At 63.7% G+C, this 2,584-nt stretch carries 3 protein-coding genes; all 3 read right to left on the bottom strand.

The genetic code is table 11. The annotated features are described in order from the left end of the window. Window positions 1-600 (bottom strand): CPBP family glutamic-type intramembrane protease (locus tag EN984_RS30645; RefSeq protein WP_164765759.1); only part of this gene is annotated, 600 nt, incomplete at its 3' end. 154 nt (window positions 601-754) lie between these two features. Then, entirely contained in the window at window positions 755-1,354 is a 600-nt protein-coding gene (locus EN984_RS30640; RefSeq protein WP_127269501.1) for a DUF1236 domain-containing protein, read from the bottom strand. Between the two features lie 63 nt (window positions 1,355-1,417). Further along, entirely contained in the window at window positions 1,418-2,515 is a 1,098-nt protein-coding gene (locus EN984_RS30635) for a putative zinc-binding metallopeptidase (protein WP_127269500.1), read from the bottom strand. Window positions 2,516-2,584: the final 69 nt, after the last annotated feature.

Here is a 2,584-nt window from a genome sequence, read left to right as displayed (position 1 = left end):
CCAATGCAGCGAGGTGAACAGCAGGGCCGGCAGCAGGGCCCAGATTACCGGGCTCGTGAACCGGCTGGCGAGACCGCGCAGCAGATAGCCGCGAAACAGCAGCTCTTCCGAAGAGGTCTGCACCAAGGTGAGCGCGGCGATCGGGATCGCAAACAGCAGCCAGGATGACAAGCTGATCGGGCCACGCGTGATCTGCGGCTGCAAGAGATAGAGCAGGACCTCGGATATGAACGACGTGATCAGCACGGCGATCAGCCCTTTGAGGAAGTCGGGCCATGAAACTCGTCGGCTGTTGCCGATCAGCGCCGACAGCTTCTCGCCATGCACCCAGCGCATCGCGACCCACAGGCCGATCCAGATGCCGGCAAACGAGACGAGCGCGGTGAGGATGCCGAGGGGCGAAGCGAGGAAGCCCTGAATGCCGGATGATGGGGTCGCCTGCCAGGCGATGAACGCATAGGTGCCGCCGACCAGCACGGCCACGGTGGTTGCTGCCCAAAAAAGGACCACGATCCCCGTTCCGAGCAACAGGCGCGGTAAGGTCGTCCTGGCGTTCGGCGAATGCCTGTAACGCTCGAAGGCGGCCGGATCGATGGTCACGCGGGCTCCCTTGCCAAAGTCATCGCCTATTGACTAACCGATGGCCGGGAAAATCGGAATGGTTTTCCGCAAAGGACTAGGCCAGAGCGCAGGAGAGCGCCGCGCGGCGGCGCGGCCTGCTGGCGGCCGCTGCTGTCACAGCGGCCGCTTGTCGTCAGCGAACGACGTACATGATGCGCCGGGTCTGCGGATCGATCAGCGCCCGCTGGCCGTTCACATAGACATAGCGGTAATTGTAGTCCGGAATCTCGCGCAGCTCGACGGTGTCGGGCAGGGTCGCGCCGGTCACCACTTCGCCTTCGAGATAGATGGGATCGAGGCGATGTGTATCGACATAGGTGCGGACTTCAGCCGGAGGCGGCGGGAAGTCATCCACGACCGGATCGCTGGCGATGATCGCGCCGGTATAATCGGTCGAGTAGTTGCCGATGTCCTCCGGCGGCGAGACGACAGCAACGCTGGAGCGCCGTTCCGTCAGCACCACGCGGCTGCCGCCGATATCGGCCGTCACATAGTCGGAATAGACCCAGCCCTGGCCGCCGGCCTCGGCTATGGTGCACCATTTGCTGTTTTCGATGCAGCCATTGAGCGTTGCCGACTGGCCGGCGGCGAGCACGCCGATCACGGGATATTGCGGGCCGGGTCCGGCGCGCACGTTAAGATCGGTGACGGCTGAGACGGCGGTATCGGCAAACGCGGCGCCTGACATCACGGTCAGCATTCCGGCTACCGCAGGAAACAACAGGGATTTCATGGTTTCTCTCCGTTTTCATGGTCCCTCGCCAGCGAAAACGGGGCAGCAGCTCATGCGTTCCCGCTAAAGCGCCTGCGCCAACTCACGATTTGTTCCGTGTTCTCCAGGCAAATCGGTCAGAAGTTCGTGAACGAATTCCAATTTCCGTGCCGTGACGTCCGAAATGACAAAGGGGTAGAGGTCGGGCAGGCCCATGCAGCGGTTGATCGAATTGGAGGCTTCCGACAGCACCAGCCAGCGGGGAAGAATCTTTTCGAAAGGCTGGGGCGCGGTCGCCGGCTCCGAGGGTGCGGCCTGCAACCCGCCGCCTGTGTCGCCGCGCGGCAAGTCGTTGGCCTCCACCGTCTCCAGCCGGCCGAGCGGAAAGTTCAGCGCGTGCACCATTTCCAGCGTGTCGGTGATGTGCAGGTGATGAGCCCAGGTCTCGGCCCAGTCTTCCCATGGATGCGAGGTCGCATAGGCCGAGATGTGGCCTTGCTGCCAGTCGGGCGGCGCACCATTGGCATAATAGGCCTTCAGCGCCTGTTCGTAATCGGCGCGGTCGTCGCCGAACAGTGCGCGGAAAGCTTCGAGCCTGTGCGGATCGTCGCGGATGAGGCGGTCCCAGTAATAGTGCCCGAGCTCGTGGCGGAAATGACCGAGCAAGGTGCGGTAGTTCTCGCCCATCTCGACGCGCCGCTTCTCGCGCTCGGCCGAATCCGCCTCGGCGACGTTGAGCGTGATCAGGCCATTGTCGTGGCCGGTAAGAATCCGCTCGCCGCCGGGGCCGCCGCCGATCGGATCGGCGAGGAAGTCGAATGCCAGGCCGATCTCGTCGGCCGGGTTCTGCTTGGGCGCCACCGGCAGCCCGAAGGCCAGCAGCGAGTAGATGGCGCGCTTCTTCGCCGCTTCGACACGGATCCAGCGGCGGCGGTTGCCGTCGACGGAGAGATCCGGGATCAGCTGGTTCAGCACGCAAGCGCGGCAAAAAGCGTGACCCGGTTCCGCCATCCAGTTGCAGGCGCATTCATCGGCGTTGGTGCACTGGAAGACGCCATCGACGCCCGCCAGCGCAAAACAGGCGTGCTCGGGATCGTAGAGCACGGGGTTCCCGCAGTTCAGGCACTGGGCGTTCTCGAAATAGATGCGATGGCCGCAATGCGGGCAGTCGAAGAGTTTCATGTCGGTCTCAATTCACCGGAGGTGACACAAATGTTCACGGCGGCCCGTGCCCAACGCGAACAGCCGCGC

The organism is Mesorhizobium sp. M7A.F.Ca.CA.004.12.1.1, assembly GCF_003997835.1.
Lineage (GTDB): Bacteria > Pseudomonadota > Alphaproteobacteria > Rhizobiales > Rhizobiaceae > Mesorhizobium.
The sequence above is the reverse complement of the archived record's forward strand: the minus strand, read 5'-3'. Positions and strand labels throughout refer to the sequence as shown.

Excerpts from the sequence above, each read along its gene's own strand:
- EN984_RS30640 (WP_127269501.1), bottom strand. The coding sequence starts at position 1,354 with ATGAAATCCCTGTTGTTTCCTGCGGTAGCCGGAATGCTGACCGTGATG.
- EN984_RS30635 (WP_127269500.1), bottom strand. The coding sequence starts at position 2,515 with ATGAAACTCTTCGACTGCCCGCATTGCGGCCATCGCATCTATTTCGAG.